The following is a 26452-nucleotide window of genomic DNA, read 5'->3' as shown; positions in this document are numbered from 1 at the left end:
CCGGAATGGTGTGCGATAGGAGCGCGGGTAAGTGCACCCGTGGGTTACTACTTCTGGAAGCCGAAAACCAGTGCGGCCGGGTTGGCTGTCTTACCCTCCGAGAGCGCTTGCGCCCCCGTGATGGTGCGATTGATCTGCACCGCCGGCAGGCCGGCCAGGTCGCCCAGCAGGTTGACGAAGGCCTTGCGGAAACCGTCGTCGAACTCGCCCTGGTGCGTTTGCTGCGCCATCTTGTAAGAATCGACCACAACGCGCAGGCCGGCCGGACCGCTGTAGCCACGCCCCTTGTCTTCACCCAGCAGCGCCTTTCCGGCCTGGTCGAACTCGCGACCGAATGCCACCATGCCCATCAGGAACGAGAGCTGCTCGGCAATGAGCTTCTTGGCCAGCTTCTCCGGATCGTCGCCCCCGCCGCCGGGGGTGAGCGCGTCCTTCAGGATCGCACCGAGCACGGCCGGCACGCTGTAGAGCAGCAGCATGTTGACGCCGATCTTCGCCTTGCTGGCCTCGGTCTTGGCGTCCCGATAGCCAGTGTTCAGCGTGGTGCCCATGAATCCATAGAAGGCGGTGAACAACTTGACTAGCGGGCCGCCGCGCTCGACGCCAGACTGGTCCACCTCCTCGCCGCCGCCCTGCGAATCCTTCACTGCCTGGTCAGCCAGCGCGATGGCGGTATCCTCGTTGTGCCCCTCGGCGATCGCCTTCTCGTAGCCGCCCCACCAGGTGGGCACATCGACCATCATCTGGGCGCGCATCATCATCCAGTAGCCGTACCGGCCCAGGAGTTCCTTGGCTGCGGTCTGCCCCTGAACCTGGTTGCGCAGTTCGTTAAGTTCGCGAAAGCGCGTGCGCGTCCTGTTCGTCAGCCATTCCGACTTGGCCTGCGCCTCGCGCGTCGACTCGATAGGCGAGGCGACATAGCGCGCCAAGCCTTTGCCGACCCATGTGGCGCCGATGCGCACGATGGAGTTGGACAGGCCGAGCGGCTGCATCGCCGCGCTGACCACGTTGAACGTCAGGGCCGATGCGCTCACACTCTGGCGCGCCCATCCGGCAGCGCGCTCGATAGCGTGGTCAAGCCGGCGCGTGCCGGCCACGATGTCGTCGCGCCACTTCTCGAACTCGCGCTTGACCTCGGGACCGTAGTGCTCGCGGATGGCGGAGTCAATGCTCTTGGAGCGCAGCAGCCGGTTGGCATCAATAACCCACTCGTGCCAGGCCAGATCGTGGATGACGTCATTGACGCCGGAATACAGGCCCTGCAGGTTGAGCAGCAGCGGGCGGCCGGACACCTCATCGACCCGCGACTTGGTGAAACTGCGCCGCGTGGTGGCGGCCGAGTATGCCGACTTGAGCAGATTCTTGGCTTCCTCGGCCGCGCTGTGCTGCGACGCCTTCATGTTCACGCGAGGGTCAAAGACCACCGGGTAGTAGCCGCCGCGCAGCGTAAGCACCTGCCCGTCGGCGGTCTGCACGCTGATCGGGCGCGCGCGGATCCACTCGGGTTCCTTGCCGGACACCCGCTTTTCCTTCTCGGCGATCTGCGGGCGATAACTCTCGAAGTGGTCCCAAATCGCCTGCGCGGCCTGCCATTCTGCCGTGGTCAGAGTATCGAGCACGGGCTTGATCTGGCCCATCGTCCAACCCTTGCCGCCTAGCAGGCGCTGCATGTTCGACTCGTTGCCGACGTTCAGGGCGATGGCGAACCGCTCTTGCCAATTCAGCGAGTCACCGATGGTCGGGAAAAACTTGCCCTTGCCAAGCTTGTCGGTCGCCGCCACCTTCGCCAGCACCGGCCTCAGGATGGCGTCCAGTGCCGCCGTGGCGTCGGCGCGCATGGTCGTCTCGCGCGACGCGCGCTCATTGGCGGGCCGGACGATGTAGCGCCACACCGGGCCGTTGTCCTTGCCGCCGTCCATAATCTGCGCCCAGGTGGCCACCTTGATGTGGGCGGCGCCGAACTGCTTGATAGCCTGCAGCTTCTGGCCCAGCCAGTCGTTTGCCGTGCGGGTGTTCTTGCCGCCCTTTTTGGCATCCGCGTTGATGCCGGCGGCGATCTCGTCGCGCACGGCCTCATAGGTCTGGTTGTCGCGCGCGGTCAGCAGCGTGTGCTTGAGTCGCCCGAGGTGCTCGACGTTCTTGATGGTCTCGACCAAGCCGCGAAACTCCTCGACGGTAAGGTCCTTGTACGGGCGCTTCGCGCTACGGTCGATGGCCTCGGCCAGCAGCTTGAGTCGATCCTCGTCGTCGGCATAGACAAGGTCGCCGTCCTCGTCGCGGCTCTGCGTCTCGGCCAGGTACGCGGCGCGTTCACGCGGGCTCAGCAGCGACTCGGCAATGTCCGGGATCTCGCCGGCATTGAGGCGCGATTGCACCCAGGTGCGCAGGCTGACCCCACGGTCGGCGGCCTTGTTGGACTGCTGGCGCAGGTCGTACCGGTCGCGTAACGCGTCGATTTGCTCGATATAGTCGGCGTCCAGGCTCTTGCGCACGCCCTCGCTGTCGAACTTCTTGAGGTAGCGCAGGCCCTTTTCGACCTCCTCCTGTGCGGCGTAGGCCGCCCGGGCGGCGTAGTTATTGACCAACTGGTTGCGCTTCTCAGCCGCCGCCGTGTCGAGGTCCTTGGCGCTCATGGCCTTGTCAGACGCCTTCGCCGCGCGCGCCTCGGCAGCGGCGTACTGGCCGGGCCGAATATCGCGCAGCTTGAGGCGGTCGATGATGGCCCGCGCATACTCGCGCGCAGCGGTGGCGAGCAGCTTCGGCTTGCCGGTGGCTTTCGCCAGGGCATTCGCCTCGGTCGCCACCAGGCGGGCACGCGCATCGTTGTGGATGGCACGGTCGGCGGCGCGCTCGATGGCCTGTGCGTCGGCCAGGTCCCCGTATTGCTCGAGCATGCGCACGTCGGTCAGCGCATTGATTTCGTCCTTCGGGGTCGGCGCGGCGGCCAGCGTACGCACCAGTTCATCGCCGGAGGTGAAGCCGAACAGTTCCGCCACTACGTCCGGGTGCAGACCCTCCTTGCCGGTCATGCGCAGGGTCTTGATGTGGTCGGTGATCTCGGCCGGAATGCCCAGGCTGCGCACCGCATCGAGGTCAAGCTTGCCGTAGTGCTGCGCATCCGGGGACTCCTCGACCTGGGTCGCCGGGCGCTCCGGCTTCAGGTTGGCGCGCTCCCAGTCTAGCAGCGCGCGCGCCACGGTCAGGTCGATGTCCTTCTTCATGCGGGCGAGGAACTGGCCCTTGGCCATGCCACGCGCCTGCCCATTGGGATAGTCCGCCTTGGACTCGGCGGCGTTCTCCCAGGCGTCGCGCTTCGCCTTCTCGCGCGCCACGTCGCCGGCCTCGGTGCGCTGCTTCTCCCACTCGACCATCGCGCTCTTGTGCGCTGCCTGCTCCGGCGTCTGCTCGCCGGCGACCTTCTTCGGCTTCTCGGTGAGGAACTGCCAGGCGCGATAGACCGGCTGGCTCATCACCTCGCGCCGGACATCCATCTGGACTTCCGCCCGGCGGGCGGCGGATTCCTTCTTGAGGCGTGCGATCTCGCGCCCCCGGGCATTGTGGATCCACTGCATATCGCGCAGGCCGCGCGCCTGGAGATCCTGAATCGCATCGTTCGTTGCGTCCACGCCCAGCGCCTGGTAGGCGGCAAACTCCTCCGGCGTCATCCCGACCTGGTCGGGGGACGTGAACAGCGGCATCATGGATCGGCCCTGCTCGGCCAGCTTGATCTCCTCGGTCGAGGCGAGCATGCGATCCATCACGCCGCGCACCTCGTCGGTGAGCTCCACGTTCAGAGCCTTGAGCTCCTTGTAGACGTTGAGCAGCCATGCGCGAAAGCGCTGGAACAGGCCCTGCATCTCGATGCTGGGGGCCTTGCCCTCGAACAGGTAAGCCTCGAAGCCGCGGGCGAATTGCTCGTGGTGGCTGCGTTTTTCTTCGAAGTCCAGTGCGTGCCACTCGTCGAGGTCGCGCAGGCCGAACCACTTCATCAGCGCGGCCGCATCGTCCCTGACCGGCTGCGGTGTGTCCTGCCGAGCAGCGAGGTCGGTCAGCACCTCAAGGGAGAAATGCCCGGTCTCGTGCAGAAAGGTGCTCAGGTCGGCATTCTTGAGCAGCGTGATGGTGTTGGTGGCCGGGTTGAACGCGCCGCGCTGACCCTGATCCAACTGCTGACCGCCGGCAATGCGCTGCGCCGCCACCTGCAGCGGGTAGCGCGCAAACATATCCTGGGGTGTGAGCCCCAGGCGCGCCGCCATCACGGCGTAGAAGTTGCCTACCATCGAGGCGTAGGCATCATTCACCGGGGCGGTGAAGCGACCCGCCTGCTCGAGCTGGCTGCGCACCTCGGCCTTCACCGCCTCGGCGGATGCCTTGAACGTGTCGTCGCCCTGCTTCTCGGCCAGTGCCTTCTCCACGTCCTGCTGCAGCTGCTCGGCGTGGGACTGCATGTATTCCTGCGCCTCGACGCGGCTCATGCCATTAGGGTCGGTCTTCAGGTGGTCGAGCAGCCCCTGCGCGTACTCGGTGCCCGCGATGTTTGTGGCGAAGTCGGCCACCGGGATTCGGATGTCACTGCCCGTATCGAGCGCGGTCTGGAACTGCTCAGCCACCGCCGGCGACACGGCTGCCACCTGCTCGGCCACGCCGGACTGTGCCAGCACCTTGGCATCAATATAGACGTCGGGCACCGGCCCGTCCTGCGTGGCCTGGGCGACGAACTGCTCGAAGGTGTCGGGTGCGCGTTCGCGCAGCTTGGAAGCCGCGGCAAGCTGGTCGAGCGCGGACAGCGCCTGGGCGCTGCGCTCCGCCTGCTGGGCGGCCTGTTGCTGCTTGGCGTCAGCATTGACCACACCATCGATGGTGCGCATGACGGCCACGTTGCCGCCCACGCCGATGACCGTGGCGATCAGGGTCTGCGCCGCGGCGGCCGGACGGTCCGCCAGATAGTCCTTGAAAGACTTCTCGGGGTGAAGAATGGCCCACTCGTTCGCGTCCTGCAGCACGGTGGCGATCTGTTCGCCTGGCACCTCGCTGGCGATCTGGTGCACCAGCGTCTGGCGCAGCGTGGCGTTGCTGGCAAGATCCCCGAGCAGCCGCTGCATCGGGATCTTCTCCGTGGCGTACTCGATGGCCGCCTGCGACGCCGCGAACGGCAGCGCCGTCTGCATCGGCAAGCCCTTCTCCCGCGCGTCCTGATAGGACTGCCCGCCCTGACCACCAGCCATGCCGGCGAGCGCGGCGGCCTGCCCGCCCGGGAAGAAGGCCAGCGGCAGGGTCAGCATGTTCTGCGTGAGCGACTGCACCCCGCTCGACACCCCGCCGCCAATGACGCTGTTGCTGGGCGGGCTCAGTTCCTTCATGGACTGACCGGAGTATGCGCCCATGCCGGCAAACGAGGCCGCGGCGCGCCGCAACGGGTTCTCAGGCAGGATCGTGCCGGCCAGTGGGTCGAGCAGTGGCGCGGCCAGTTCGGCGCCGGCCTGGAACACACCAGCGGCACCACGGTTCGCACCGTGCACGCCCGCCCAGATGTCGCGCAGCAGGCCGCCCTTATCGTCGGCGCTGACCATGTAGCGAGCAGCGGCGCCGATGGCGCTCAGCGTGCTGTCCAGTGCGCCAAGGTTCTGCGTATCATCGTGAGCCACGGCTGCGTTCTGCGGGTCGGCCATGAACTTGGCTGCCTGCGGGAAGTCGCGCGCGTACGCCGCGGCGTCGAACGTCTCGACGGTGGCGCGCTGCTTCGCACTCTCGATGTCACTGGCCACGGTTTGCGGCGGCAGGCCCAGGGTCTGCGACAGCCGGCGCGATTCGGCCACGAAGTCGGGTTTCTCCTGCGCCGACAGGGCCATGCTGGTCTTGAGCTGGCTAGCGGTCTGATCGGCCAGGAAGCCGTCCACCGCGGCGGCGGCGTCGAATTGGTCAGGCATTTAGTAGTTCCCGGTTGCCCCGTTGCGGGCGGTGTTCTGGCGGATGGAGAGCTTGCCCCGGATAAACGCACCGACCATGTCGGCATCGCTCGGGGTGATGCCCCGCGCCTTGAACTGGCTTTCGATGGCCTTGCGCGCCTCGTCCGGGATGTCGCTGGCCTTGCTGAGCGACAGCAGCGGCTGCGTCTTCGCGTCACCGGCCATGCCCATGAACGTGCTGCGTAGCGTAACCGACTGGCGGAACAGATCGTCGATGGCCCTCGTCGTCTCGGCGTCGCCCAGTTTTTTGCCGACGGTTTGCTGCGCGTTCAGCACCCAGTCGTCTACCATCTTGCGCACCATGCCGAGCCGCGCCTGCGCTTCGGTGTCGGTGTGCTTCGGTTTGGTATCGACGCCCATCAGGGCGAGTCGATCCTCCAGGGCGCGGCCAATCGCCTGGGTGTTGAGTTCGCTCGGCCCGTTGGCCGCGTTGGGATTGGTGAGCGCGTCGCGCCGGTCCGCGAACTTCTTGAAATCGGAATCCGACAGCTGCTGCCGGGTCTCCGCGAACTGCTGCGGCGTGAGCTTGCGCAGGTAGTCGTCGCTCGACAGGATCTGGTACAGCGACAGGTTCGTCTGCACTGGGATGCCCTTCGCCCCCTTGGCGGCGTAATCCATCAGGTTGTCCATCTTGTCGGACGGCACGCGCGACTGCAGGCTGACCGGCATGGCCGACCAGTTGTAATCGTTCGCGCGCAGCCAGGTCATGGCGTCGTCCACGGCCTGCCCAGCCAGCTGCTCCTTGCTTTGCTTGACAATGGCGAAGCGGCGTTCGACTTCCTGCTCGACGGCCTTGCGTACCTTGGGGTTCGTGTCGGGCGGCATCTGAGCCAGCACCTGCTGCTGCAGCTCTTCCTGTGTCGGCATCTTGGGCGCGCCAGCCCCAGCGGCGACCGCGGCCATGTTCTTGTGCACATAGGCCTGGGTCTCGACGGGCAGGTTCGCCAGCCAATCGCCGCCGTCCTTCTTGGCCTTAGCCAGTGCGTCGCGCGCGGCACCGGGCCCGGCATTGTAGGCGGCGTAGGCCTGCGCCAAGTTGCCGCCAAAGTCCTGCACCTGCTTCTGGAAATAGGCGCGACCGAGCTCCTTGTTGTAGTCCGGATCGTTCTTGTACCGGTTCTCGTCCCACGGTAGGCCGGCCAGCTTGGCAGCCTCGGGGGCTGTGTCCGGCATGACCTGGGCGATCCCGATGGCGCCCTTCGGGCTGGTCAGCGGCTTGCCGTCGGCGCCGAATTGCCGGCCGCCAGACTCCGTGCCCACGGCGATATTGAATGCCCGGTCGAAGCTGGACGGGTTCAGCTGCGGCGCAACAGTGGAAAACGTCCTGTCGACTGCGGCATAGCCCTGCTTGAGGTTCGCCACGTTATCGATCTTCTGCGCCACGTCAAGCAGGTCGTGCGCGTTGAACTGGTCCTTGTACCGCTCCCGGTACGCGGACGCCTGCTCGTACTTGCCGGACTCGATCAGGCCATCGACGGCGAGCTTGTGCGCACCGCTCACAGCGTCCAGCGCCTGGGTATCAGCCAGTGCCTGCGGCAAGCCGGCCAGTCGCGCCTTGGCGCGCGCCGCGGTGAAAATGGATTGCGCCGATTCCTCGATGCGCGACTTGCCGGTGGCCGGGTTGATCTGGCCGGGGTCGGTCGCGCCAAGCAGGCCGATCGCGTTCTGCTGGCTCTTGATCTCGGCATCCATCACACCGCCCTGATAGGTTCGGTATTCGCTGCCCATATGCTGCGTGGCGGTGCCGTGCAGCTGCGCCTGGAGCTGCATCGTCTGCTGCGAGAACAAGCGCCGCTGCTCGTCGTTGCCGAGCGTATCGGCGATGCCCGAGGCGACTTCCTGGAACTTCTCGCTGTACTCGGTGGCCAGATCCTTGCCGCTGTCGCGCTGCAAGGCATTCCAGCCTTTCTGCTGCAGCAGGCCGGTCTCGGGCTTATACATGAGATCGTACAGCTTCTCGCGAGCGGCCGATGTGGCATCGATCACCCGCAGCTGGTTTGCCTCGTTCTGCATGTCGAGCGCGACGCGCCCGGCCGCGTCGCCGGCGCGCATGAGCCCCTGACCCATCTGCTGGGCCTGCTGCCCCGCCACGTCCTGCATCTGCGGCGCGTCGACGCGCACGTTAGGCTGAACAGTCGGCGTGGCCTGCAGGGTGTCATATGTGGGTACGCGCGGCATTACTGGCTCCACCAGCCTTTGCGGCCGCCGAGGGTGTAAATAGGATCGCTGGTCTTATTGGCCGCTGCGACGTCGGGGTCTGCGAACGCCCCGGCCTTGTTCATGGTGTACCACGAACTGGCTACCTGGCCGGCGCTGCTCAGCAGCGTGCTGGTGGCGGAAGCGATCGGGCTGATGCCGCTGGCGGTTGCCCGCTTCATGAGCGCATCGTTCTGGAAATTGGTCGCCTGGGTCCTGTAGCCGAACGCCGCCCGCGCGGCATTGGCCGCGATGGTGTTCGCGTCGATCTCGCCCATCGTGTCAGTGGACGTGAGCACGTTGACCGCGCTGCCGCTGCCCAGGTCCACGCCATTGGCCGCCATCGCGGTGCGCTGCGTGCTCTTGAGCTGCGCGGTTCTCATCCGCGCGGCAATCTCCTGCTGCTGTCCCTGGTATAGCGCCGATTGCGCGCTGGACTCGGCCATGCGTGCGTTGATGTCGGCTGCGTCGGCTTGCGTGCCGAGCGCAGCCTTTTGCGTCTGCGAGGAGAAGTAGCTGCCGACGGTACTCATGCCGGCGCCGGCGCCTTGGAATGCGAGAGCGGAGAAAGCCATGCTCTACCCTTTCAGTGTATTGCCCGGAAGGTACCGGGCTGGCGCCGGGATAAGTGCACCACTACCCGCCGATCGCCACCTCCAGCGTGAGTGACACGATGGTCAGGGGTAGCGGATCAGATTGCCGCACGAAGATCTGGCCGGCCGCCGCCCAGGTCGGCGTGAGCATGTCCGGAATTTCATCGGTCTTGAGCGCGGTCGCGGTCCCATAGGGTTCGGTCGTGCGCTGCTTGGCGGGCACGAGTGTGTTGGCGTCGGGCCCGATCGAGATGCCACCCGAGTTGTAGACGCGCAGCCACGCCTTATTCACGTTCTTGGCGCGACCCTGGCCGAAACCATTGTCGATCTGCATCGCCAGCGGCAGCGTCTGGAGGTCGGCGGTGATCGGCAGGCCGATCTGCACCTTGCTCGCGGCGAATGCCAGCGTGACCTGGCCGCCGGTCACCACGGCTTGTGGGAACACCGAGCCATCGCCCAGGATGCTGACCGTCTTCCCTTCCAGGTGCGACAGCCCGCTGATGACGGTAGCCGCGGCGCCGGAATAGGTCAGGCCTGCATCGACGAAGAACGCATCCGCCTGGGTGGCGAAGCGTCGCGACGCCATGCGCTCAACGTAGCGCTTCTGGACGCCGCCGATCGTGCGGCTGATTACGGCATAGAGCACGTCCTCGTTGCCCTCTGCCACGACAGCCACCGACTCGAAAGCGCCGTCGGTGTCGTGCCAGTGCCACGCACCGACTTGCTGCTCCGGCACGTAGGTCAGGCCGAGGAGCTTGCCGGAGTCCGAGACGAACCAGCAAATCGGCTGCGGGGACTTGGCATAGGCCATGTCGACGATGTTCTGCCCGTCGAACAGGTGCGGCGCGCGCAGCGACAAGTCGCCCGTGATATAGCCGTTGGCCTGCCAGGCGTAGGCCATCTCGCGCACGTGGCCGCCCCTCGCGGCGGCATAGAGCAGGTTGTTGTTGACGATGATCGGCTGCACGTTGTTCGCGCCGATATAGGACTGCGGCCGCACGCTGACCGAACTCGGGGTGATCGCATCCGTGTTGATGCTGGTCATGCGCCACTCGGCTGAGCTGGTCAGCAGCACCAGGTTCGAGAGTGGCACCAGATGGCGGATGGTGTTCGCCTCCCGCGCCGAGACACGGATATTGATCGAGTCATCGTCACGAGTCGGCAGCGAGTACGCCATGTTCGACTCGGTGCCGCTCTTGGTCATCCAGATGTTCTGTGGACTGTTGAGCGTGCCGGCGAAGCATCGACGCTGCTCGAAGTAGCTCACCGCGCCCGGGTAGGCGCCAACGCCCGGGAACGGGTTGTACTGCAGCGGCGGCGTCTTGGACAAGTCCGGCGTGATGTTGTCGTCCTTGAACGTCAGGCCATCGGTCTGGCCGATGTAGCCATAGAGACCGTTTCGCTGCAGGTAGACGTTGTACCGCACCGCCCCCGACACCGCAGCCCACGTGATGGTGTTGTAGGCGCCTGTCTGCAGCAGGTTGTTCTGCGGCGCGGTCAAGGCCGACGTCGACGCGAGCGACTCGTCCTTGCCGTTGCTGCCGATGGCGGTCACTACATAGGAATAATCGCGCAGGTTCGACGGGCTGGTGGCCTGCGTCGCCACTGACGCGACGCCCGTCGGTGCCGTAATGGTCGGCGTGAAGGTGATCGATGTCAGCGTCCAGTTCAGCGCGCCAAGCCGGCGCAGTTCCTGCGGCGGGTAGTTCGGGTGCACCAGGGTCAGCACGTCCGCCGACTGCACATAGTGGATATCGAACAGGTCCGCCGCGGCGAAAGTGTTCGTGATCTCGTACGGCACGCCACCATTCATCAGGGTAGCGCCCTGGGTGTGGAAGCGGAAATAGCCCGCACCCACCTCGATGACCATGGTCTGCGTGGTCGAGTAGACGAACGGGATGATGCGCGTCTTCTGTGTCGAGTCCTTCACTTCGCGCACGAAACCGAAGCCGGGTCGGTTCGCGGCCGGCCCGTGGGGCAACGCAAGGAAGTTGCGCATTTTTGCCGCGCCCGTCTGGAACTTCACGTCATCGATGCGGCCAAAAAATTCCGGCGTGACCTCGCCGCCAGCAAACGACCGTTCTAGGGTACGCACGTTTGCCATATCAGCGCCCCGAGATCCAGCCGACGGTATGGGCCGGCGCGATGCGCCGCTGATTGGCGTCCGACTCCACTGCCTTGCTAAGCCACGCCTGCATCATGGCTGCGCAGCGCTTGGCTTCTGCCGCGCCTGCGTCGCCCTTGATGATCGGGCCTGCCAGCATCGACGCCAGATGCCACGCCAGCGCCATGATGAACAGCGGGGGGAACTTGGTCACGTCCGTGACGCGCGCCGTGTATCGCAGCACCGCGCTCACCTGGTCGGTGTAGATAATGTTGTTGCCCGAGTCGTCGGCCTCTGCCGAATAGGGTTGCGGCACGTAGCCGGTACCAAGGGTGACGGGCACGTTGTTCGTCTGGTAGCCGGGCACCATGTTGTAGTCGTCGGTGGCGTCCGGCGGCAGCACGGCAAGGAGATTCAGCGCGTCGTTCGGCTGGGCGTAGGCATATGTCCATTCGGGCCATGCCGAACTCAGCAGCGCCAGCTTGATGCGCTTGGTCGCAAAGCCCCAGTTGTGCATCTCCAGCAGGGAGTCGCGCGCGATCGGGTAAAACCTTGCGCAGTGGTCAGCCTGCGCCGAGCCATCCGGCGGGTTGAGGCTGGCCACGACAGCGTTATCGCCAAGGTGGCCGAGCGCCAGGTTTGCGATGTCGACTTCGCTCGCCATGTGACTCCCCTAAAAGTAACGGGGGCACGCGGCCCCCGAATTGGCATACGACAAGGACGGAGCGTTATGCCAGTGAGTCGGCCACGCCTGCGGCTGCGAGGACCTGCGCTGCGGCTTGCACCGCATTGGCTTGCTGCTGGAGTCCTGCAACACGCTCAGCTTCGGCAGCTTCAGCGGCAACGCGAGCCTTATCGCCGGCCTTATCCAGGGGCTCCCAGTGCGCGCTCGGCGTGGCGTCGGTGTCGATCTCCTCGCCCTCCTGTACAAGCTTGTTGTCGATGAAGGAGAGTGCGTTGATGCGGTAACGGGGCATGGTGTTGCTCCTTACAGAACGGCGAAGCCGCTCGCGTAGCTGGTTTGCGGATCCTGCAGCGTCTTGACGATGCCAGCCGTGAAAGTGCCGGCGGTCAGCGGGCCGGTGCCCACGTTGTAGTTCAGGCGGCCATAGCGGCGTGCGGCATACGGGGCCGAGCGGTCGACGTGCAACGGGATGGTGGCGCCAGCTACCAGCGACGCCTTTGGGATCGCATCGGTCTGCACCACGGTTTGCACGTTGGTCGTGAAGCCCGCATCGTCTGCCGTCTGGTACTGGAACTGCACCGTGGCCGCGCCGGCCGCCGCAGCGGCAACGTTGACGCGGATGTCGATCTCGAGGTTGTCACCGGTGCCCATGTCGCGAGCAGTGCCCCAGTCGATGACGTTGGTGGAAGCCGCGGCGGCCGTGACCGCTTGCGCGGCGCTGAACTGGAGGAAAGCGTCTTGGTACATGGTTGGGTTCTCCTTAGACCACGCGGGCTTCGGTGTTCAAGATCTGGTCGACGCGACGCAGGGGGACGCCGAGGAACCCGGTCCATGCTTGCGGCGTGCCGAACTGCGACAGCGACTTCTCGATCGAGAGAGCCGCGTTCGACTTGTTCAGTGCAGCCACGCGCATCAGCGAGGCGACGGTGCGGTTCATGTAGAACGCAGCGCGGCCCATGCCGAAGTTCGGGATGCGGTCCATCGCGCGGGCCATCAGGTTGATGATCGCGGTGGCTGCGGTGGCTGCCTGGGTGCCGGACTGGCCGAGCAGGTCGGTGGTGTTGATGTTGGCGATGCGCACCACATAGCGCCAGTCCTTCACCACCAGACCGTTCTTCCACTGGTAGCGGGTCTGCAGCGCCTGGTAGGGGTTGTTGTTCGCGTCGTACACGGTGAGCTGGCCTTGGTCTTCGTGCAGCAAGCCGGCCTTCGAGCCCTTCGGGAACGTGCAGAACACAGTCTGGTCGCCCCACACCACGAGATAGATCGAGGTGTTGTTTGATGCGGTGCCGCCGGCATCGATGATGTTCTGGGCATTACCGGCGCCCGAGATCGTGCCGAAGCGCGGCGCCAGGCCGAGGTACTGGCGGTTGTCGGTGACCGGGTTGCCGTAGAACATGGTCTGTGCCTGGGTCTGATTCATCGACTCCAGGAAGGCGGAATCCTCCGACAGGCGGAACTGCGCGGTATTGCCGTTCAGCATGGCCAGGTCCACGTCCACCGCGGAGTAGGCTTCCAGCATGCCGACGGATTCATCCACCTGGGCCGTGATCGACTTGCTGCGCGGCACGCCTTGGTTCAGCGAGCGCCAGTAGACCGGGGGCAGACCGGTGCGGATGGTGACGCGGTGGCCGGTGGGCAGGTTGCCCTCGACGAACATCGCGTCTTCCAGGATCTCGTTCGACTGCGAGAGCAGTTCCGCGACGACCGGAACGCGGCCATCGGGGTCGATACGCTTCGCCCAATCGGCAAGGGTCAGCGCGGTGGTGGAAAGCGTTGCCATGTTTTAGGCTCCTTTACGATTGCTGAGAGGGGTACAGGGCCGACGCGAGATCGCGCTGGCCTTGCTGACCTTTGCCGCCGGCGCCGCCGGGGACAAAACGGTCCTCACTGATTGCCTTACCGGCCCGGTAAAACACCCGCAGCACTTCGGGGTGGTTGCCCAAGCCGGACTCATTCAGCAGCGTGCGCAGTTCCGGCGTGCCGAACTGGTCGAGCGCTTTCTTGGCGACGGCCAAGTTTTCGTTGAGCTTGTCGCCCCCGAATTCCTTGTCGACCTTCGCGGTCTCCGCCCACTGTGTGCGAGCGGCTTCCAGCGCGTCGGCTTGACGAGCGGCCAATACCGGGGCCATCTTGTCGAGCACCTTCTGCGCAGCGTCCTGGGGCAGGTTCAATTCGCGAGCGACTTCCGAGAACTGTTCGATCACCTGGGTGTCGAACTGCGGCTGCCCTTCGGCGGCCTTGAATTCGTACTTCTCCGGCGCGCCCTGGGGCTTCGCCTGCTCGCTCGTCGACTCGCCGCCCTCACCGGCAGGCTTTGCCGTCTCGGTGGTCTGCCCCTCGGTCGCTTGCTGCTGTTGACCGGGTTGCTCCGCAGCAGTAGCGGGCGTGCCGGTCGTTTCCGATGCAGGCTGGCCTTCAGTGGTCGTTGTGGCCGTTGTTTCCGTCATCAGCGTTTCGGTTGACATTTGTCTGTTCCTTGACCATCACCGGGTAGAGCTCCGGACAAAGCGCGTGGATCTGCGCCAGCATGCGAAGCCCCTCGTTGCGGTTCCCCTCGGCGAAAGCCATCTGCATCGCGTTGGTGTTGAACGAGAGGCGGAACACGCCCGCCCTATCCAGGGAGCGCCATACGATCCGGCGCCCGCGCTTGCTGCCCATGAGCCATCGGAGATCCGCCTCTTCGGTTTCGCGAACCAGCTTGGCGCGGAGGTCGCTATCGGCCTTGGCGCGGTCCTGGCTGCGGGTATCCAGCGGGTCGTAATTGCTCATGGCAGCAATCTATCGGCAGGCAAACGAGGTAAGTGCACCGCTCACTCGCCGTCGCCGTACAGCATCGACGCTGCCTTTGCGGCGTTGGCCGTGCCCTGGGGCGTGAGATCGAGGTCCGTGATCTGCAGGCACAGCGAGATGTCCGGCCCCGTGCTGTCGCCGTCCGACTCCAAGCTCTCGGTGACGGACACGACGACGGCGAGCGCCCGCACGCTGACCTGCTGCCCGGCGCGCATCGCCTTGGTGATGCCAAGCTTCTCGACCTGGTCCGAGTCCAGGCTGATCTGCAGGCCCCATCCGTACTTGCTGGAGTCGTAGCAGACCTCGTACGCCTCGTCGGCGTCCCGCTTCATGCTGGTGAGCGCCATGTCAGGCTCCTTGCAACTTGGCTTCTAGTGCTTCGGTCTTTGCGGCCTGGCCCTTCTGATACGGCATCCACTCGGCGTAGTGATTGGTCGGCGTCGGATCGCCGTCCTGCACCAGCGTCACCGACGTGGCCGCACGCGAATCGCCGTTGCGGTCAAACACAGTCAGGTTGACCATGCGGTCGCCCCGCACGTACGTGACGATGGCGGCCTCGGGTTCGACGTGTGCGCGACTATAAAAGTGGACGATGCGGCCAACGTTGGGGGTAATCATGGTTAGGCTCCTGTCGTGTATCCGGTGAACATCTGCATGATGTCGCTGGCGGCGTTGCCGCCCGTGGTTGGGGTGTTGCCCAGCTTCTGCGCGGTGTCGGCCGTCTGATTCGCCATCGCTGCCTGCTGAGCGGCCTGCTGCGCCTGCGCGCGCTGTTGCCGAATGAGCGCCACCTTGTCGTCGGCCACGATCAGTTCGGGATCCACGCCCAGCATGTCGCTGTACACGTCGGCCCACTTGTCACTGTCGAACTTGTCGAGAACGTCGGGCTTGTACTGCGCCACCGCGCCCAGGTTGCCGACGAAGCGGTCTACGCTGTTGGTGCCTACCGCGCGCTGTGCCTGTGCCAGCAGGGACACATACTCGATGTTCAGGTCTTGGCCCTGCAGCTCCTCGGGCGGCGGCGGCACGATGCCGGCCTCGACGATGCGTGCAAAGGCCATTTCCACCAGCGGGCCCAGCAGTTCGTTCTGCAAGCGTTCCAGCACGGGGCCGAGCATCAACAGTTTTTCCTCGTGACGCTCTGCCACTTCCGTCGCCGTGATGCGCTGATCGACGCTGTTGGCCAGCATCAGGAACATGTCGACGTAGAACGTGCTGTTGATGCGCTGGCGCACGTCCTGGATGTCCAGCAGCAGGTGCTGCAGGTCGATGTTGACCTCGAATGCGGTCTTGATCCCACCGTGCGGGTTGGCCGCATCGACGAATGAGATGCCGCCCGGCAGCGTTTCGACGTCCCGTCCCTTCATGCTGGTCGGCACCTGGAGCGGCGGCTTCGTCTTGTAGTCGATGCCCTGCGCCTTGCGCAGCTGCTCGTGCTGCAGCTGCTTGACGTCGCCCAGCGCTTCCATGCCAGGGCTGTTGCCATAGATGTCGCCGCCGGCTGTCGCCCAGCGCGGGCACAGCGAGGGGAACTCCTTGAAGCCGGATTCGCGCAGGTACTGGTTCCGCTCCGCGCCGACCTCGAAATAGGTCGAACTCCAGGCCATGTTCTTCGCGTCGCGTTTGGTCGGATCGCGGTCCGAGCGCGGCTCGATGGCGTGGATGATCGTCACCCACTGGTCGAGGCTGCCTCGCTGGTACAGGCTCTTGACCGTGGTCGAGCAGTTGTTCAGCCCGAACTCGCCGACCAGGTTGGACACCGTCTTCTGCAGTTCGCGGTAGAGCGTCGAGACCTGGCCTTCGTGGTCGGTGGCGATGCAGTACTCGCCCGTGGTGAGCGGGTAATGGTGGATGACGTTCTTGTAGTTCGGCAGGACGATAGACGACCCCGTGCCGAACGCGCCCAGTTCCTCGTACATCGAGTGCAGCGCGCGGTAGGTGTTCGAGCGCTCGAACACGCTGCGCATCAGCGCGGTCACCTCGTTCAGCCAAATCTTGACCGGGCCGTACTTCGCCAGTTCCCTGTCGGACGTGGTCAGCTTGAACCACGGGCGGGCCGGGCTGGTCATGCCCGCCATCATGCCGGCGGCAAGCACGCGCAGTGCGCGAGTACCCGTCGAGTCGTAGATGTTGTTGTGCCGGCGATCGCCGCGGTTCCGATCCTGGACGAAGAAGCGCCCGCTGCGGGGCAGCATGTAGTCGCTGATCTCCTTCCAGTGGGCCCACCAGCTGGCGCGCTCGCTCTTGAGCTGGCCCCAGCGTGTGTAAATCTTGTCCCGCGGGGGAGCCATCGCGTTCGACTGGTTGTCGCCGGTGTAGTCGCTCATCGATCAGGAGCCCAGCAAGGTGTTCTTGCCGAGCTGCAGCTGGGTCGGGTCCACGCCGGTTGTGCCGGTCAGCATGGTGCCGGATGCCCCGCCCTTGGCCGCCTGCTGGTTCGCGCTGAGCATGGCGTTGATGTCCGGGCTCTTGGCGTTGGCGCGGTTGTTGGCCTGGTCAGCCTGGTTGGCCTGCGCGGTTGCTGCGTCTTTGGCCTGTTGAGCGGCATCCTTCTGCGCGCCTGCTTGTGCCTGGCCGTTGACGTAGCTCACCGCTGCGCCTGCAGCCGATGCTGCGGCGGCGGCCCACAGCGCGGTTCCAATCTCGATGCCCATGTCAAAGCTCCTTCATCACAACAATGTCCACAGGCGCATAGCCGTGCCGAGTCAGCATGTCGGCCAGCGGCGTGCCGGCCCGGCAATGCCACAGCATCCGCACCGCGCCGCGCGCCTTGGCCTCGGCTTCCACTGCCTTGAGCAACCGACCAGTGGTCAGGCCGTTGCGGTAAGCGGGATCGACGAACAGCGCATCGTTGCCGGCGATCAGCACGGCGGGGTTGTGCGGGTGCGGCGTCACCACCACCGTGCAGTAGCCGACCACCGACTCGCCATCCAGCGCGGCCACGGCGAACACCAGGCCGGCGTCGAATGCCCGCCCGTAGCCCTCGACATCAGGCGCGAATGGGAAGTCGAAACCGGTCTCGGCCCAATTAGCGGCGAGCAGATCCCCGATACGGGGGATCCACTCAGCGGGGTTCACGATGGCTATGCGCGTCATGCCGCGAATCTATGCGGCGCCCGCCCAGGTAAGTGCACCGCTCAACGGTTGGCGGCGTAGGGGTCGTATTCCTTGTTGCGTCCGCCCTGGAGCGCGCGGACGTCGGCGAGGTGTGGTGTGTCGATCAGCGCGAGGATGGCTGCGCTGGCGTAGTCCGGGCTGCGCTGGATGCGCTTGATGATCTCGTCGCGGCTCTCGACCTGGACGGTCCTGCCCTGCAGGCGCCAGCGCGGCGCGCTGAGATCCGCCAGTAGCCGCTGATCAGGCGGCAGCGCGATGCCGGTGGCATTGGCGGGGTCCAACGCCTCGCGCATCTTCCACCAGTACTGGCTGCGCTGGTTGGCGAAGGTGAGCCGGCCGGACTTGTCGGTAGCCGTGGAGCCCTCCGCCACGTTGATGCCCAGCACGTGCTGGCCGGCCTGGTTCAGGAAGTCGTACGGCGAGGCGCCGACGCCGATCACGTCGATGTGGATGGGCGCCCGATCGCGCAGCGCCGCGATGGTCAGCCCTGCGACGGTCGGGCCATCGGGGGTCTGCGTGCCGGGGTAGGCAATCAGCTCGTCGAACCACATGCCGTGGCGTCGCGAGATGACGGTCTGATCCTCGCCGCCGCGGGCCACGTCGACCCCGAGGGAGTCCATGCGGCCTGGCTTCGCATCGTGCCGCTTCCAGCGCGCCTGCGCCGCCTCCACCCAGGCTGTGGGGATGACCTGCATGGCGTCGTCCTTCACGCCCGCCATGAAGTCGCCATAGAGCATTTGCGAGCGCAGCGGCTCGGGCAGGGCTTGCAGGGTAGCCATGTAGCCAGTCCCCATCAGGAAAGGGTTGTCCGCGACGCGGGAGGGGATGAAGGTCCGCGATTCGGGGGTGATCAACTCCCCATTGCGCATGAACGGCGTGCTATCCGGGACCTCGATCTCGGTACCGTCGATCATGGCAAACCAGCGCAGTTCGCCGGGCTCGGCCGGGCATGGGTGCTTGGGGTCCAGCCAGGGAGCAAAGAAGGTGATGATCCAGCGCCCTTCCGCCGACGTGGGCGGGTTGAACGTGAGCAGCGCCTGGCAGTGCTGGTTTGGATCTACGGATCGCAGCCAGCCGAGCAGGAATCGCACCTGGCCCTCAAGGAAGTTGGCCGCCTCGTCGAACACGAGCAGGTCATGAGGGCGTCCCTGGTAGCCCTTCTCGTCGCCCGCGTTGGGCAGGCTGGCGAACTCGATCTGCAAGGGCTTGCCGTCGGGGCGCTGGGTGCGCCAGATCTTTTTTTGCCCGTTGTAGCCCAGCTTGTTGCTGATCAGCTCCTCGAGCCGATCCTCGATGCCGGTCAACTCGGTACCCACGCGGCGCAGCATCATGACCTTGCGATGCCGGGTCAGCGCCTTGCCGCATGCCAGGTCGGTCTTGCCGCCGCCGGCCGCACCCCCGTAGCCGATGATCTTGGCCTGGGAAGTGTAGGCCAGAGATTGCGGGCCGGGGAGCGGGGACCACGGATGGCGCCGCTTGAGCTCGCGCGCTAGCAGCAATGCGCGCTCGAGGCGCGCGCGATGCTCAGACGAACTCGCTGCCATCGGTTGGCGCGCCCGGCAGCACCACGCCGGTGGCAGCCAGGGCCGCGATCTCCGCGCGGATCTCTTCGTCGGTCATCTCGGTCAGGGCCAGGCTGCCGGACAGCTCCACCTTGCTGTTCTCGCGGTACTTCTCGGGATCGTGGGCCTTGAGCAGGAAGATGGCGAGCGTGTCGCTGTAGTCGCGCACCGCGGCCACTTTGTGGTTGCCCTGCTCGTCGAGCACGGGCTCCATCATCGGGTTGCCCTGCTCGTCGAGGAGCGGATTGCCGTCCGCGTCCTTGGCCTTGCGGTACAGGTAGGTGAACTGCCCCTGGTGCGTCAGCGGTTTGTCGATGCCCTCGAAGGCGCGCCGGTGGGCCTCGTCCTCCAGGGCAGTCACGCCGATGCGCATGGCGCGGTCCCAGGCGGCGGCGAAGTCGGGCATCTCATCGCGCCAGTGGTACGCAGTCTGCCGCGAAATGCCGACGGCCTTGCACGCCTTGCCGACCTGGCAGGTCTCGGCGAGGGCGGCGCAGAAGGCAGTGAGCTTTTCCGGTGTCAGTTTCATGCCACCATTGGATCGGATCAACTTTCCGGTACGTGCACGGCCCTCCAGTTCTTCGCGGTCTGTGCCCGACGCTCCCATCGGCAGATGAGCGCAATCAGCGACTTGCTCACCTCGAACTTGTCGGCCAGGGTCCGGTAGCTCAGCCCCTCCCCGTGAAGCTGGCGGATACGCTCCACGTCGCTGTCGGTGAGCTTCGCATTCTGGTGGTCCTCACCGATCCGCAAGCCCTGATCGTTAATCGCAACCATGCGCTTTACCATGGTGACCTCCTTTCCCGCAAAATTTTGCGGATTGCTGTTTGAGTCGCGTGAGCCGCGTGCTCCGTGACTCAACTCATTACGGCCTATATACACATATCCTCTTTTCTCTATACATACGTAACGAGTTGAGTCATTACTCAATAGAACTCAGTGAGACTCAAAACGAATTCAAATCCGCAGAAACCAGCGGATTTAGCCTAATTCCGCGATAACAGCGGATTTGCCCGCCACCGGCAACGCGCGGGCGTACATGCGAAACTTGCGGATTCGCAGCGCGCAGCATTTTCCCGAAGGTTTGCGCCGTGCCGGCATGGTCCCTGCCCTGTGTTGAGCACCATGAGCGCCATGCCTCATACAACGTCGAGGCCTCGACTTCATAGGCTGAGCCGCATTCGCAATAGTCTTTAACGAAGGCGGAGACGGGACTGGAGAGCTCGGCAAGCTCCTCTGCCTGCTCCAGACCACTCTCCGGTTGCGTGAAGAAGCGGCGCGCCTGCAGCCGCGCGCGACCCTCCAGCGCCCACTGGAAGATGCCGGGCAGCTCGGCCAGCAGGCGCGCGGTGAGCCCGAGATCCTCCTGGCCGAAGAACGAGCGCTGCATGGCGATGGTGATGAAGCGCCCGGCCAGCGCGCCGCTGGCGTCCCCCAGCTGGGGCGTCTCGTTCGTCAGCACGACGAAGCGGGCCGACATCGTGCCGGACCAGGCCGTTTTGTTCTTACGGTCGACCGTGATGCGGTCCTCGCCCGAGACCATAAGCAAGCGCTCGACGATCGCCTGGGTGTTGGACTGAGCACCCACCCGCGCATCGGGGATCAGCGCCACCAGCTTGTCAATCAGCGGCTCCAGCCCGAACTGCGTGGTAAGGCTGGTGAGCGTGGGGCTCACCACGTTCTCGCGCCCGATCAGCGCCGACAGCACCCGGCCGATCGTGCCCTTGCCCGAGCGCTTGGGGCCCACCAGCAGGAACATCTTCTGCTGGCTGGTGTCCGGCGTCAGCAGGTAGCCGAACATCTCCTGCAGCGCGTCCTTGCTCTCCTGGTCGTCAGGCCACACCCGGTCAAGGAATGCCAGCCACTCAGCGCACCGCGCCTGCTCGTCCCAGGCATAGGGCAAGGTGTTGAGGGTGAAGAAGCCCACCGAGTGCGGCAGCAGGCGGCGCGTCGGGATGTGCAGCAAGCCATTGGTGACCGAGACCGTGTGCGCAGCATCCGGCCCGCTGTAGCCCGGGAACCAGCACGGCGGCGCAACGTTCTCCACCAACAGTTGGGCCCGCAGCGCGTCGAGTGCGCTATCCACCTGCCCTTTGCTGGGGTTGAAGGCCTCGACGGCGCCCTGCTTGCCGTACTTCAGCGCACCGTCCAGAAACCGCCACATGGAAGCGCGCACCGACTCGTCGGGCTTCTCGGCATAGCACGGGCCGGCGTGCTCATACCACAGGCCGCGCGTGCGCACGAGCGTGTTGCCGCTGTCGCCCTGATATTCCTGATCGATGATGGAGCGCGCGGTGCCCATGACGTCTTTGGCATCGAGGATCGGCGCGCCCTTGCTGGCGGCGACCCCGGCGGCGCGGCGGATCATGCGCGCCGTGACCGGCGTACCGGTCTGGCGGCCGAAGGATGCCCACTTGCTCTCAAGCGCATCGTGGCCTGGGTACTTCGAGCCGTTGGCGCTCCAGGCATCCCAGATATCTAGGCCCCACGGCTCTCCGTCCGACTCGTGGTGAAGCGCCATGCCGGCCTTGGACCACGTGTCATAGTCGCAATCGGCGTCGATCTCGTCGAGCCACGCGCGCAGGTCCTCCTGCTTGGCACCCAGCTTCGGCGCGTGCGTGAGCAGGAGCGCATCCGCTTCCGTCTCGCCGGCCGGCGCCGCGGCCACCAGGCGCGCCGCGCCGAACCGCTCGGTATAGAGCGCCGTCACCGCGGGCGACAGCGGCGCCACGGTGTCCTCGTCGCCCACCAGCGTGCAGATGTCGAGCGCGTTGCCGGTGATGGTGACGAAGCCCTTCGCGTGGAAGGTCTCGAAGCCAAACGAGCCTTCGCGCGCGCGGGACTTCTTGTCCGGGAGCGCGCCATGCACGAAGGCGCGCACGCCGCGCCCCGACGGCGACAGCTCGCAATAGGTGCCCGCCACCACTGAGGCAACGCGCGGATCGACCACCCCACCGGCCACGCAGTCATCGAAGTCCAGCGCCACCATGCCCCAGTCCGTCAGCATGGCAAGGCCAATGCCGTCATAGCGCCCCGACTGGTACGCGCGCATGGCCACGTCGAACGTGACCAGATTATCGCGGTCCTGCGGGTTCCCCTGCACCCCGAACCGCTTGCCGCCACCGGCGTAGTACGGCACCTTGCGCGGCTTGGGCTCGTCGTCGAACTGTTCGAATCGCCACAGCAGCCAGCCCTTGCAGGCCCGCAGTGCCGCCGGCGCCTGAATGGCCGCCGCGGCCATCGCCTCTTTCAGTACGGCCGCCATATCAACCCCTGCCCTTTGTCATGTGTTTTCCTTCGAATCAAGCCGCAGCGCGCAGCGCCTCGAGTACGTCGCGCCCGACGACCGGGCAGACGGCGTTGCCGAGCATGTGCACGGCCAGCTTGTGCTGCCGCGGCAGGATGTAGGTAGCGCGAAAAGACATGGCCGCTCGGCACTCGTCCTTGGAGAACATGCGCATACGGTTGCCATCGACGATGGCCCAGCGGTCCACCGTAGTGATGGTGCCGACGGGACGATCAAGGCTGCGGCCTGTTAGGCCAGAGCCCTTGCCGTAGTACGGCATGATGAAACGATCGCCGAACCGAGCGCGGCCGGCGGCCACGCGCGCGAGCGTCTTAGGGCTGCGTTTCGGCTTTTCCACGGGCGACCACTTGCCGGCACTGAAATCGATGATCGAGGACACCGGCACGTGCTCGCGCTTCGGCAGCGTCAGCTGCAACGGGTGCTTGCTCCGCGTCGCCACGATGAACATGCGCTGACGGTGTTGCGGCACACCGTGGTCGGCAGCATCGACGATGTGCGGCGCGAGGCTGTAGCCAAGCTGATTCATCGCCATGGCCCAGGCCGGGTACAAAGCCCACTCGAGGAATTCGGGCACGTTCTCGATGACCGCTGCCGGCGTGCGGTGATACTCAAGCGCGGAGACAACAGCCCATGCCGTCGAGCGACTGGCGTCATGCTGCGGGTTGTTGGCGGCCTTGCCGCGCGCCCTGCTGTGTCCCTGGCAACAGGGAGCAGCCAGCAAAATATCGTGGCGCGGCACTTCGGCCCAGTTGGCCTGGTGCAAGTCCTGACAGGCGTGCCGTGTGCCAGGGTGGTTTGCCGCATGGGTGTCGACGGCAACGCGCCAATGGTTTCCGGCCCATACGACCCGTATCCCCGCCATCTCCGCCCCCTCGGAAAAACCCCCGAGCCCGGCGAACAGGTCAACCGCCTCCGCGATCGCTGCGTTTCCCATCTCACCCCCGCGCCAGATCCAACCAGCCAGCCGGCAGGCCGAGCCGGGTCTCGAACGCACGTGCTGTCCGTTCGCTAACGTTGCGCTGCGGGTTGGGCCCGATTAGCTGGGAAAGGTACGAAGGGTGGCGCATGTGCAGCTTAGCAGCGAGGCCAGAAATGCTCTCGTGCTTGCTTGCCAGCAGGCGCAGATTGGCCCTCCTTGCATCGAATACCGCACTTAGTGCGTTGGTTTCCACCTGGGTAGCATCCATTTGCTAATCTCCGTCCGTTATTTGCTAACGTAGACTTTAGCATACGCGTACATCGCACGGTGTAGAGCTTTTTAGCAGTTGCTTTAATTGTTAGCTTTTAGTACCCTGCGGGCTATCTAGAACGAGAAACGCGGCAGACCGACCATGACAGAGGCCCTTAAGCCAGCAAAGCCACTCTCCCCTATAGAGGAGCAGCGCAGACAGAACTTGAAGCGGATATACACGCTCCATGGCGGCCCAACACGTGTGGCCAATCTGCTGGGTCTAAAGACCGCGAGTTACCTCTCACAGTTAGCAAGTGGCCACCGGCCGATCAAGGAAGACCGGGCGCGATCCATCGAGGAAGCGCTAAAGCTTTCCGAGGGTTGGATGGATATCGAGCACGAAGAACCAAAGGCGCACCTACCAGCGATGGGCGCTAAGGCCGGTAAGGGCGCGAAGTTCGTGCCGTTCCACATCAACGGCCCGCAACAGGAACCACCGGCCAGCAACCTGGTCACCGATGCGGTGCTCTCGGTCGGCGCGCTCCTGGAGGACGCGGGTTTAGAGGTTTCTCCCGCCAAATTCGCCACAATCGTGAACCTGGCGCTGGAGAATGCCAGCCCGCGCGGCGCCATCAGCGAGGACTACCTGCGCAAGATCATCTCCCTGCTGAACGTGGACGAAAAGCCCACAAAGTAACGCTCGCAGCACCCCGCCCCACTCAGGCCACCTTCGGGTGGCTTTTTCACGCCCCGAGCCGTTAGCAAACGCTAAAAATACTTCTTGACCTTTGCTAAAGCCACCTGCTAAATTGCTAACGCAGGAACGGAAAACAACGTTAGCAAACGGGGCAGGAAGATGACGACTCAGAACTTGATCCGGTGGATCGACACCCACGACCGGCCGCAGGCCACGGTCGACAACGGCGATGGCACGTTGACCGTGTCCAGCGTCGAGTGCCGCAACGGCATCGCCCATGTCGTGCAGGACGTGATCCCGGCCACCATGGCCGCGGCCCGCGACCTCCTCGGCTATTGAGCGAGGAGCCACGTCATGGCAACCATCCATACCTGGCGCGTCCGCTTCCCGGACGGCACTGCAGTGAACATCCGCACGATGCCGACCCGGCCACGCGCCGCCCGCAAGGTCGTGCGCTACACCGACGGCCACGTCGTCGCGCTCACCTCAACCGGTGAGATCGTCTCCAACTTCGTGCACTTCGACCAGGACGTCACTGCTACACAGCCCGTGCGCTACGTCTTCGCCGTCGAGGCCCTGTGCCGCATCGGCGCCATTACCAAGGAACAGCGCGACACCGCTTTCGCCCACGCCAACGAGGTGGGTCAGCGTGCCGCCCGCATTGCACAGGTTCGCAAGATCCGCGAATCGCTTTTCGAGCTGGGCCTCAAGGTCCCGATCTCGCTCGACCGCGCACTGAACCAAATCACCGACGAAGCCTAACCACCTGCCCGCGCGGCGGGCGACCCATCGACAGGAGAACCACCCATGTCCGCAGTTCCCAGCATCAAAGAGGTAGCCGTCCACGTCCGCCGCGTCTTTACCGACGGCAGCGAGGCGACTTTCAACACCCAGGCCGCCAGCCTGGAAGACGCACTTGCCGCGGCGCAGTACCTGGCCGGCATCGACGCGCCTGCAGCCGCCAATGCGGTGATCGCGAAGGCGGCCGGCAAGAAGGAAGCGGCGCAGACCAAAACCGAACCGGCGACTTCCACCGAGGGAAACGTCCAGGGCTCCGCCTCGGCTTCGACCCAGCAGTCGTCGCAACAGTCTGCGTCGACAGCCACGAGCTCTTCCGGCGAGCAGAAGCCCGACGCGCCCGCGCTGGACTATGACAAGGACATCAAGGCCCGCGTGCTGCGTCTCGCTGCCGACCAGGGGCCCGACACCACCCGCGCCACGCTCGCGCGCTTCGGCGTCGCCAAGGCCACAGAGCTCAAGAAGGACCAGTGGCCCGAGTTCATCGCCTTCATCGACCAGGTGATCGCCAAGGAAATCAGCCCCGAGGAATCGCTGGCATGAGCGCGCCTTTCGCACGCGCCCGGGCCATGTTCGCCGCCATCGCTGCGGCCATGGCCCTACAGGGTTCCGCCCGGCAGCTAGCGATGAGCGCCATCGGCCCATACGAATCGCGCGGCAAGGGCAAAGGCCGCCGCACAGCATCCCGCAACACCACCGCTCAGAACAAGCGCGCCGCCATCAAGGCTCGCAACCGGGCGAAGCATCGGAGGCAACTGTAATGGAACACAAGCAAACGTCCCTCGTGCTGCGCGTCTGCCGGCACAACATGACCAGCCGCGGCGGCTTCGCATGGCCCGAAGTTGGCGGCGAAGTCGCAGCCCCGGACTGGAAAGCCAACTCGGAGTGCGGCAACGGCCTGCACGGTTGGCTCTACGGCCAGGGCGACCACTCGTGCGTCAACTACTGGCAGGAGGAAAACTCCAAGTGGCTGGTACTCGAAGTGCCGAGCGCGGACATCGTCATGCTGGGCGGCAAGTGCAAGTTCCCGCGTGCCACGGTGCGCTTTGTCGGCACCAAGTCGGAGGCGGCGGACTACATCCTTGCCCACGAGCCCCGCGCCGCGAACGTTGACGTGATCGGCGCCGTTCGCCTGGTTGGCGACAAGCTCAATGTTCTGGTCGGCTCCCTCGGCACGGCCACCGCTGGCGAAGGCGGCACGGCCACCGCTGGCAAAGGCGGCACGGCCACCGCTGGCAATTACGGCACGGCCACCGCTGGCGAAGGCGGCACGGCCACCGCTGGCAATTACGGCACGGCCACCGCTGGCGAAGGCGGCACGGCCACCGCTGGCGAAGGCGGCACGGCCACCGCTGGCAATTACGGCACGGCCACCGCTGGCGAAGGCGGCACGGCCACCGCTGGCGAAGGCGGCACGGCCACCGCTGGCAATTACGGCACGGCCACCGCTGGCGAAGGCGGCA

General features: G+C 65.4%; 26 protein-coding genes and 1 pseudogene. 6 read left to right on the top strand and 21 right to left on the bottom strand.

Annotated features, from left to right (window positions below; all coding sequences use genetic code 11):
- Positions 1–47: 47 nt before the first annotated feature.
- The 21 genes from ACGLHR_RS11820 to ACGLHR_RS11720 form a co-directional block, all read right to left on the bottom strand.
- Positions 48–5927 (bottom strand): hypothetical protein, encoded by a 5880-nt coding sequence (locus ACGLHR_RS11820; protein WP_400093977.1) that lies wholly within the window; start codon positions 5925–5927, stop codon positions 48–50.
- Positions 5928–8144: a transglycosylase SLT domain-containing protein gene (locus ACGLHR_RS11815; protein WP_400093975.1), complete on the bottom strand. Its 2217-nt coding sequence runs from the start codon at positions 8142–8144 to the stop codon at positions 5928–5930. It lies immediately after the preceding gene.
- Complete coding sequence (locus ACGLHR_RS11810) at positions 8144–8737, bottom strand: hypothetical protein (protein ID WP_400093974.1); 594 nt, start codon at positions 8735–8737, stop codon at positions 8144–8146. The genes ACGLHR_RS11815 and ACGLHR_RS11810 overlap by 1 nt, the downstream gene beginning before the upstream one ends.
- A 61-nt stretch (positions 8738–8798) precedes the next feature.
- Positions 8799–10859: a hypothetical protein gene (locus ACGLHR_RS11805; protein WP_400093973.1), complete on the bottom strand. Its 2061-nt coding sequence runs from the start codon at positions 10857–10859 to the stop codon at positions 8799–8801.
- 1 nt (position 10860) lies between these two features.
- Positions 10861–11523, bottom strand: coding sequence for a hypothetical protein (locus ACGLHR_RS11800; protein WP_400093971.1), 663 nt, complete (start codon positions 11521–11523; stop codon positions 10861–10863).
- A gap of 64 nt (positions 11524–11587) precedes the next feature.
- Positions 11588–11836, bottom strand: a complete 249-nt coding sequence (locus ACGLHR_RS11795) for a hypothetical protein (protein ID WP_400093969.1) — start codon at positions 11834–11836, stop codon at positions 11588–11590.
- A gap of 11 nt (positions 11837–11847) precedes the next feature.
- Positions 11848–12291 (bottom strand): Bbp16 family capsid cement protein, encoded by a 444-nt coding sequence (locus tag ACGLHR_RS11790; protein ID WP_400093968.1) that lies wholly within the window; start codon positions 12289–12291, stop codon positions 11848–11850.
- Between the two features lie 13 nt (positions 12292–12304).
- Entirely contained in the window at positions 12305–13327 is a 1023-nt protein-coding gene (locus ACGLHR_RS11785) for a major capsid protein (RefSeq protein WP_400093967.1), read from the bottom strand.
- Positions 13328–13340: 13 nt separating this feature from the next.
- Positions 13341–14012: a protease gene (locus ACGLHR_RS11780; protein ID WP_400093966.1), complete on the bottom strand. Its 672-nt coding sequence runs from the start codon at positions 14010–14012 to the stop codon at positions 13341–13343.
- Complete coding sequence (locus ACGLHR_RS11775) at positions 13963–14316, bottom strand: endopeptidase (RefSeq protein ID WP_400093965.1); 354 nt, start codon at positions 14314–14316, stop codon at positions 13963–13965. The genes ACGLHR_RS11780 and ACGLHR_RS11775 overlap by 50 nt, the downstream gene beginning before the upstream one ends.
- A 41-nt stretch (positions 14317–14357) precedes the next feature.
- Positions 14358–14684 carry a capsid staple protein gene (gene gp10, locus ACGLHR_RS11770; protein WP_400093964.1) on the bottom strand — a complete coding sequence of 109 codons (327 nt, stop codon included), beginning with the start codon at positions 14682–14684 and terminating at the stop codon, positions 14358–14360.
- Between the two features lies 1 nt (position 14685).
- A complete protein-coding gene (locus tag ACGLHR_RS11765; protein ID WP_400093963.1) occupies positions 14686–14955 on the bottom strand; it encodes a hypothetical protein in 270 nt (89 codons plus the stop codon).
- Between the two features lie 2 nt (positions 14956–14957).
- Positions 14958–16664, bottom strand: coding sequence for a portal protein (locus ACGLHR_RS11760; protein ID WP_400093962.1), 1707 nt, complete (start codon positions 16662–16664; stop codon positions 14958–14960).
- A 3-nt stretch (positions 16665–16667) separates the two neighbouring features.
- On the bottom strand, positions 16668–16991 hold the full coding sequence (locus ACGLHR_RS11755; RefSeq protein WP_400093961.1) for a hypothetical protein: 324 nt from the start codon (positions 16989–16991) through the stop codon (positions 16668–16670).
- 1 nt (position 16992) lies between these two features.
- On the bottom strand, positions 16993–17433 hold the full coding sequence (locus ACGLHR_RS11750) for a GNAT family N-acetyltransferase (protein WP_400093960.1): 441 nt from the start codon (positions 17431–17433) through the stop codon (positions 16993–16995).
- Positions 17434–17474: 41 nt separating this feature from the next.
- Entirely contained in the window at positions 17475–18998 is a 1524-nt protein-coding gene (locus ACGLHR_RS11745) for a terminase (protein WP_400093959.1), read from the bottom strand.
- A complete protein-coding gene (locus ACGLHR_RS11740; RefSeq protein WP_400093957.1) occupies positions 18979–19545 on the bottom strand; it encodes a terminase in 567 nt (188 codons plus the stop codon). The genes ACGLHR_RS11745 and ACGLHR_RS11740 overlap by 20 nt, the downstream gene beginning before the upstream one ends.
- Positions 19546–19562: 17 nt before the next feature.
- A complete protein-coding gene (locus tag ACGLHR_RS11735; protein ID WP_400093956.1) occupies positions 19563–19805 on the bottom strand; it encodes a helix-turn-helix domain-containing protein in 243 nt (80 codons plus the stop codon).
- A gap of 157 nt (positions 19806–19962) precedes the next feature.
- Positions 19963–22281 (bottom strand): phage/plasmid primase, P4 family, encoded by a 2319-nt coding sequence (locus ACGLHR_RS11730; protein ID WP_400093954.1) that lies wholly within the window; start codon positions 22279–22281, stop codon positions 19963–19965.
- 37 nt (positions 22282–22318) lie between these two features.
- Positions 22319–23257 (bottom strand): DNA cytosine methyltransferase, encoded by a 939-nt coding sequence (locus tag ACGLHR_RS11725; protein ID WP_400093952.1) that lies wholly within the window; start codon positions 23255–23257, stop codon positions 22319–22321.
- 1 nt (position 23258) lies between these two features.
- Positions 23259–23510, bottom strand: a complete 252-nt coding sequence (locus ACGLHR_RS11720) for a hypothetical protein (protein WP_400093951.1) — start codon at positions 23508–23510, stop codon at positions 23259–23261.
- Between the two features lie 246 nt (positions 23511–23756).
- Between ACGLHR_RS11720 and ACGLHR_RS11715 the strand changes: the two genes are divergently transcribed.
- From ACGLHR_RS11715 to ACGLHR_RS11690, 6 genes and pseudogenes are all read left to right on the top strand, one after another.
- Entirely contained in the window at positions 23757–24191 is a 435-nt protein-coding gene (locus ACGLHR_RS11715; RefSeq protein ID WP_400093949.1) for a hypothetical protein, read from the top strand.
- A 159-nt stretch (positions 24192–24350) separates the two neighbouring features.
- Entirely contained in the window at positions 24351–24530 is a 180-nt protein-coding gene (locus ACGLHR_RS11710) for a hypothetical protein (RefSeq protein WP_400093948.1), read from the top strand.
- Positions 24531–24545: 15 nt separating this feature from the next.
- The gene (locus ACGLHR_RS11705; RefSeq protein ID WP_400093946.1) at positions 24546–24953 is read left to right on the top strand and encodes a hypothetical protein; all 408 of its coding nucleotides are present in this window, start codon (positions 24546–24548) and stop codon (positions 24951–24953) included.
- A gap of 45 nt (positions 24954–24998) precedes the next feature.
- Positions 24999–25532, top strand: a complete 534-nt coding sequence (locus tag ACGLHR_RS11700; protein WP_400093944.1) for a hypothetical protein — start codon at positions 24999–25001, stop codon at positions 25530–25532.
- Positions 25529–25750 (top strand): hypothetical protein, encoded by a 222-nt coding sequence (locus tag ACGLHR_RS11695; protein ID WP_400093943.1) that lies wholly within the window; start codon positions 25529–25531, stop codon positions 25748–25750. Before ACGLHR_RS11700 ends, ACGLHR_RS11695 begins: the two co-directional genes overlap by 4 nt.
- Positions 25750–26452 (top strand): annotated as a pseudogene (locus tag ACGLHR_RS11690) (hypothetical protein); the annotation flags it as partial. The gene ACGLHR_RS11695 and the pseudogene ACGLHR_RS11690, both read left to right, overlap by 1 nt.

This window comes from Cupriavidus sp. CuC1 (genome assembly GCF_044627735.1).
Taxonomy (GTDB): domain Bacteria; phylum Pseudomonadota; class Gammaproteobacteria; order Burkholderiales; family Burkholderiaceae; genus Cupriavidus; species Cupriavidus ulmosensis.
The sequence above is the reverse complement of the archived record's forward strand: the minus strand, read 5'-3'. Positions and strand labels throughout refer to the sequence as shown.

What these genes read in the sequence shown, in the direction of transcription:
- ACGLHR_RS11820 (WP_400093977.1), bottom strand. Translation starts at nt 5,927, where the DNA reads ATGCCTGACCAATTCGACGCCGCCGCCGCGGTGGACGGCTTCCTGGCC.
- ACGLHR_RS11815 (WP_400093975.1), bottom strand. Translation starts at nt 8,144, where the DNA reads ATGCCGCGCGTACCCACATATGACACCCTGCAGGCCACGCCGACTGTT.
- ACGLHR_RS11810 (WP_400093974.1), bottom strand. Translation starts at nt 8,737, where the DNA reads ATGGCTTTCTCCGCTCTCGCATTCCAAGGCGCCGGCGCCGGCATGAGT.
- ACGLHR_RS11805 (WP_400093973.1), bottom strand. Translation starts at nt 10,859, where the DNA reads ATGGCAAACGTGCGTACCCTAGAACGGTCGTTTGCTGGCGGCGAGGTC.
- ACGLHR_RS11800 (WP_400093971.1), bottom strand. Translation starts at nt 11,523, where the DNA reads ATGGCGAGCGAAGTCGACATCGCAAACCTGGCGCTCGGCCACCTTGGC.
- ACGLHR_RS11795 (WP_400093969.1), bottom strand. Translation starts at nt 11,836, where the DNA reads ATGCCCCGTTACCGCATCAACGCACTCTCCTTCATCGACAACAAGCTT.
- ACGLHR_RS11790 (WP_400093968.1), bottom strand. Translation starts at nt 12,291, where the DNA reads ATGTACCAAGACGCTTTCCTCCAGTTCAGCGCCGCGCAAGCGGTCACG.
- ACGLHR_RS11785 (WP_400093967.1), bottom strand. Translation starts at nt 13,327, where the DNA reads ATGGCAACGCTTTCCACCACCGCGCTGACCCTTGCCGATTGGGCGAAG.
- ACGLHR_RS11780 (WP_400093966.1), bottom strand. Translation starts at nt 14,012, where the DNA reads ATGTCAACCGAAACGCTGATGACGGAAACAACGGCCACAACGACCACT.
- ACGLHR_RS11775 (WP_400093965.1), bottom strand. Translation starts at nt 14,316, where the DNA reads ATGAGCAATTACGACCCGCTGGATACCCGCAGCCAGGACCGCGCCAAG.
- gp10 (WP_400093964.1), bottom strand. Translation starts at nt 14,684, where the DNA reads ATGGCGCTCACCAGCATGAAGCGGGACGCCGACGAGGCGTACGAGGTC.
- ACGLHR_RS11765 (WP_400093963.1), bottom strand. Translation starts at nt 14,955, where the DNA reads ATGATTACCCCCAACGTTGGCCGCATCGTCCACTTTTATAGTCGCGCA.
- ACGLHR_RS11760 (WP_400093962.1), bottom strand. Translation starts at nt 16,664, where the DNA reads ATGAGCGACTACACCGGCGACAACCAGTCGAACGCGATGGCTCCCCCG.
- ACGLHR_RS11755 (WP_400093961.1), bottom strand. Translation starts at nt 16,991, where the DNA reads ATGGGCATCGAGATTGGAACCGCGCTGTGGGCCGCCGCCGCAGCATCG.
- ACGLHR_RS11750 (WP_400093960.1), bottom strand. Translation starts at nt 17,433, where the DNA reads ATGACGCGCATAGCCATCGTGAACCCCGCTGAGTGGATCCCCCGTATC.
- ACGLHR_RS11745 (WP_400093959.1), bottom strand. Translation starts at nt 18,998, where the DNA reads ATGGCAGCGAGTTCGTCTGAGCATCGCGCGCGCCTCGAGCGCGCATTG.
- ACGLHR_RS11740 (WP_400093957.1), bottom strand. Translation starts at nt 19,545, where the DNA reads ATGAAACTGACACCGGAAAAGCTCACTGCCTTCTGCGCCGCCCTCGCC.
- ACGLHR_RS11735 (WP_400093956.1), bottom strand. Translation starts at nt 19,805, where the DNA reads ATGGTAAAGCGCATGGTTGCGATTAACGATCAGGGCTTGCGGATCGGT.
- ACGLHR_RS11730 (WP_400093954.1), bottom strand. Translation starts at nt 22,281, where the DNA reads ATGGCGGCCGTACTGAAAGAGGCGATGGCCGCGGCGGCCATTCAGGCG.
- ACGLHR_RS11725 (WP_400093952.1), bottom strand. Translation starts at nt 23,257, where the DNA reads ATGGGAAACGCAGCGATCGCGGAGGCGGTTGACCTGTTCGCCGGGCTC.
- ACGLHR_RS11720 (WP_400093951.1), bottom strand. Translation starts at nt 23,510, where the DNA reads ATGGATGCTACCCAGGTGGAAACCAACGCACTAAGTGCGGTATTCGAT.
- ACGLHR_RS11710 (WP_400093948.1), top strand. Translation starts at nt 24,351, where the DNA reads ATGACGACTCAGAACTTGATCCGGTGGATCGACACCCACGACCGGCCG.
- ACGLHR_RS11705 (WP_400093946.1), top strand. Translation starts at nt 24,546, where the DNA reads ATGGCAACCATCCATACCTGGCGCGTCCGCTTCCCGGACGGCACTGCA.
- ACGLHR_RS11700 (WP_400093944.1), top strand. Translation starts at nt 24,999, where the DNA reads ATGTCCGCAGTTCCCAGCATCAAAGAGGTAGCCGTCCACGTCCGCCGC.
- ACGLHR_RS11695 (WP_400093943.1), top strand. Translation starts at nt 25,529, where the DNA reads ATGAGCGCGCCTTTCGCACGCGCCCGGGCCATGTTCGCCGCCATCGCT.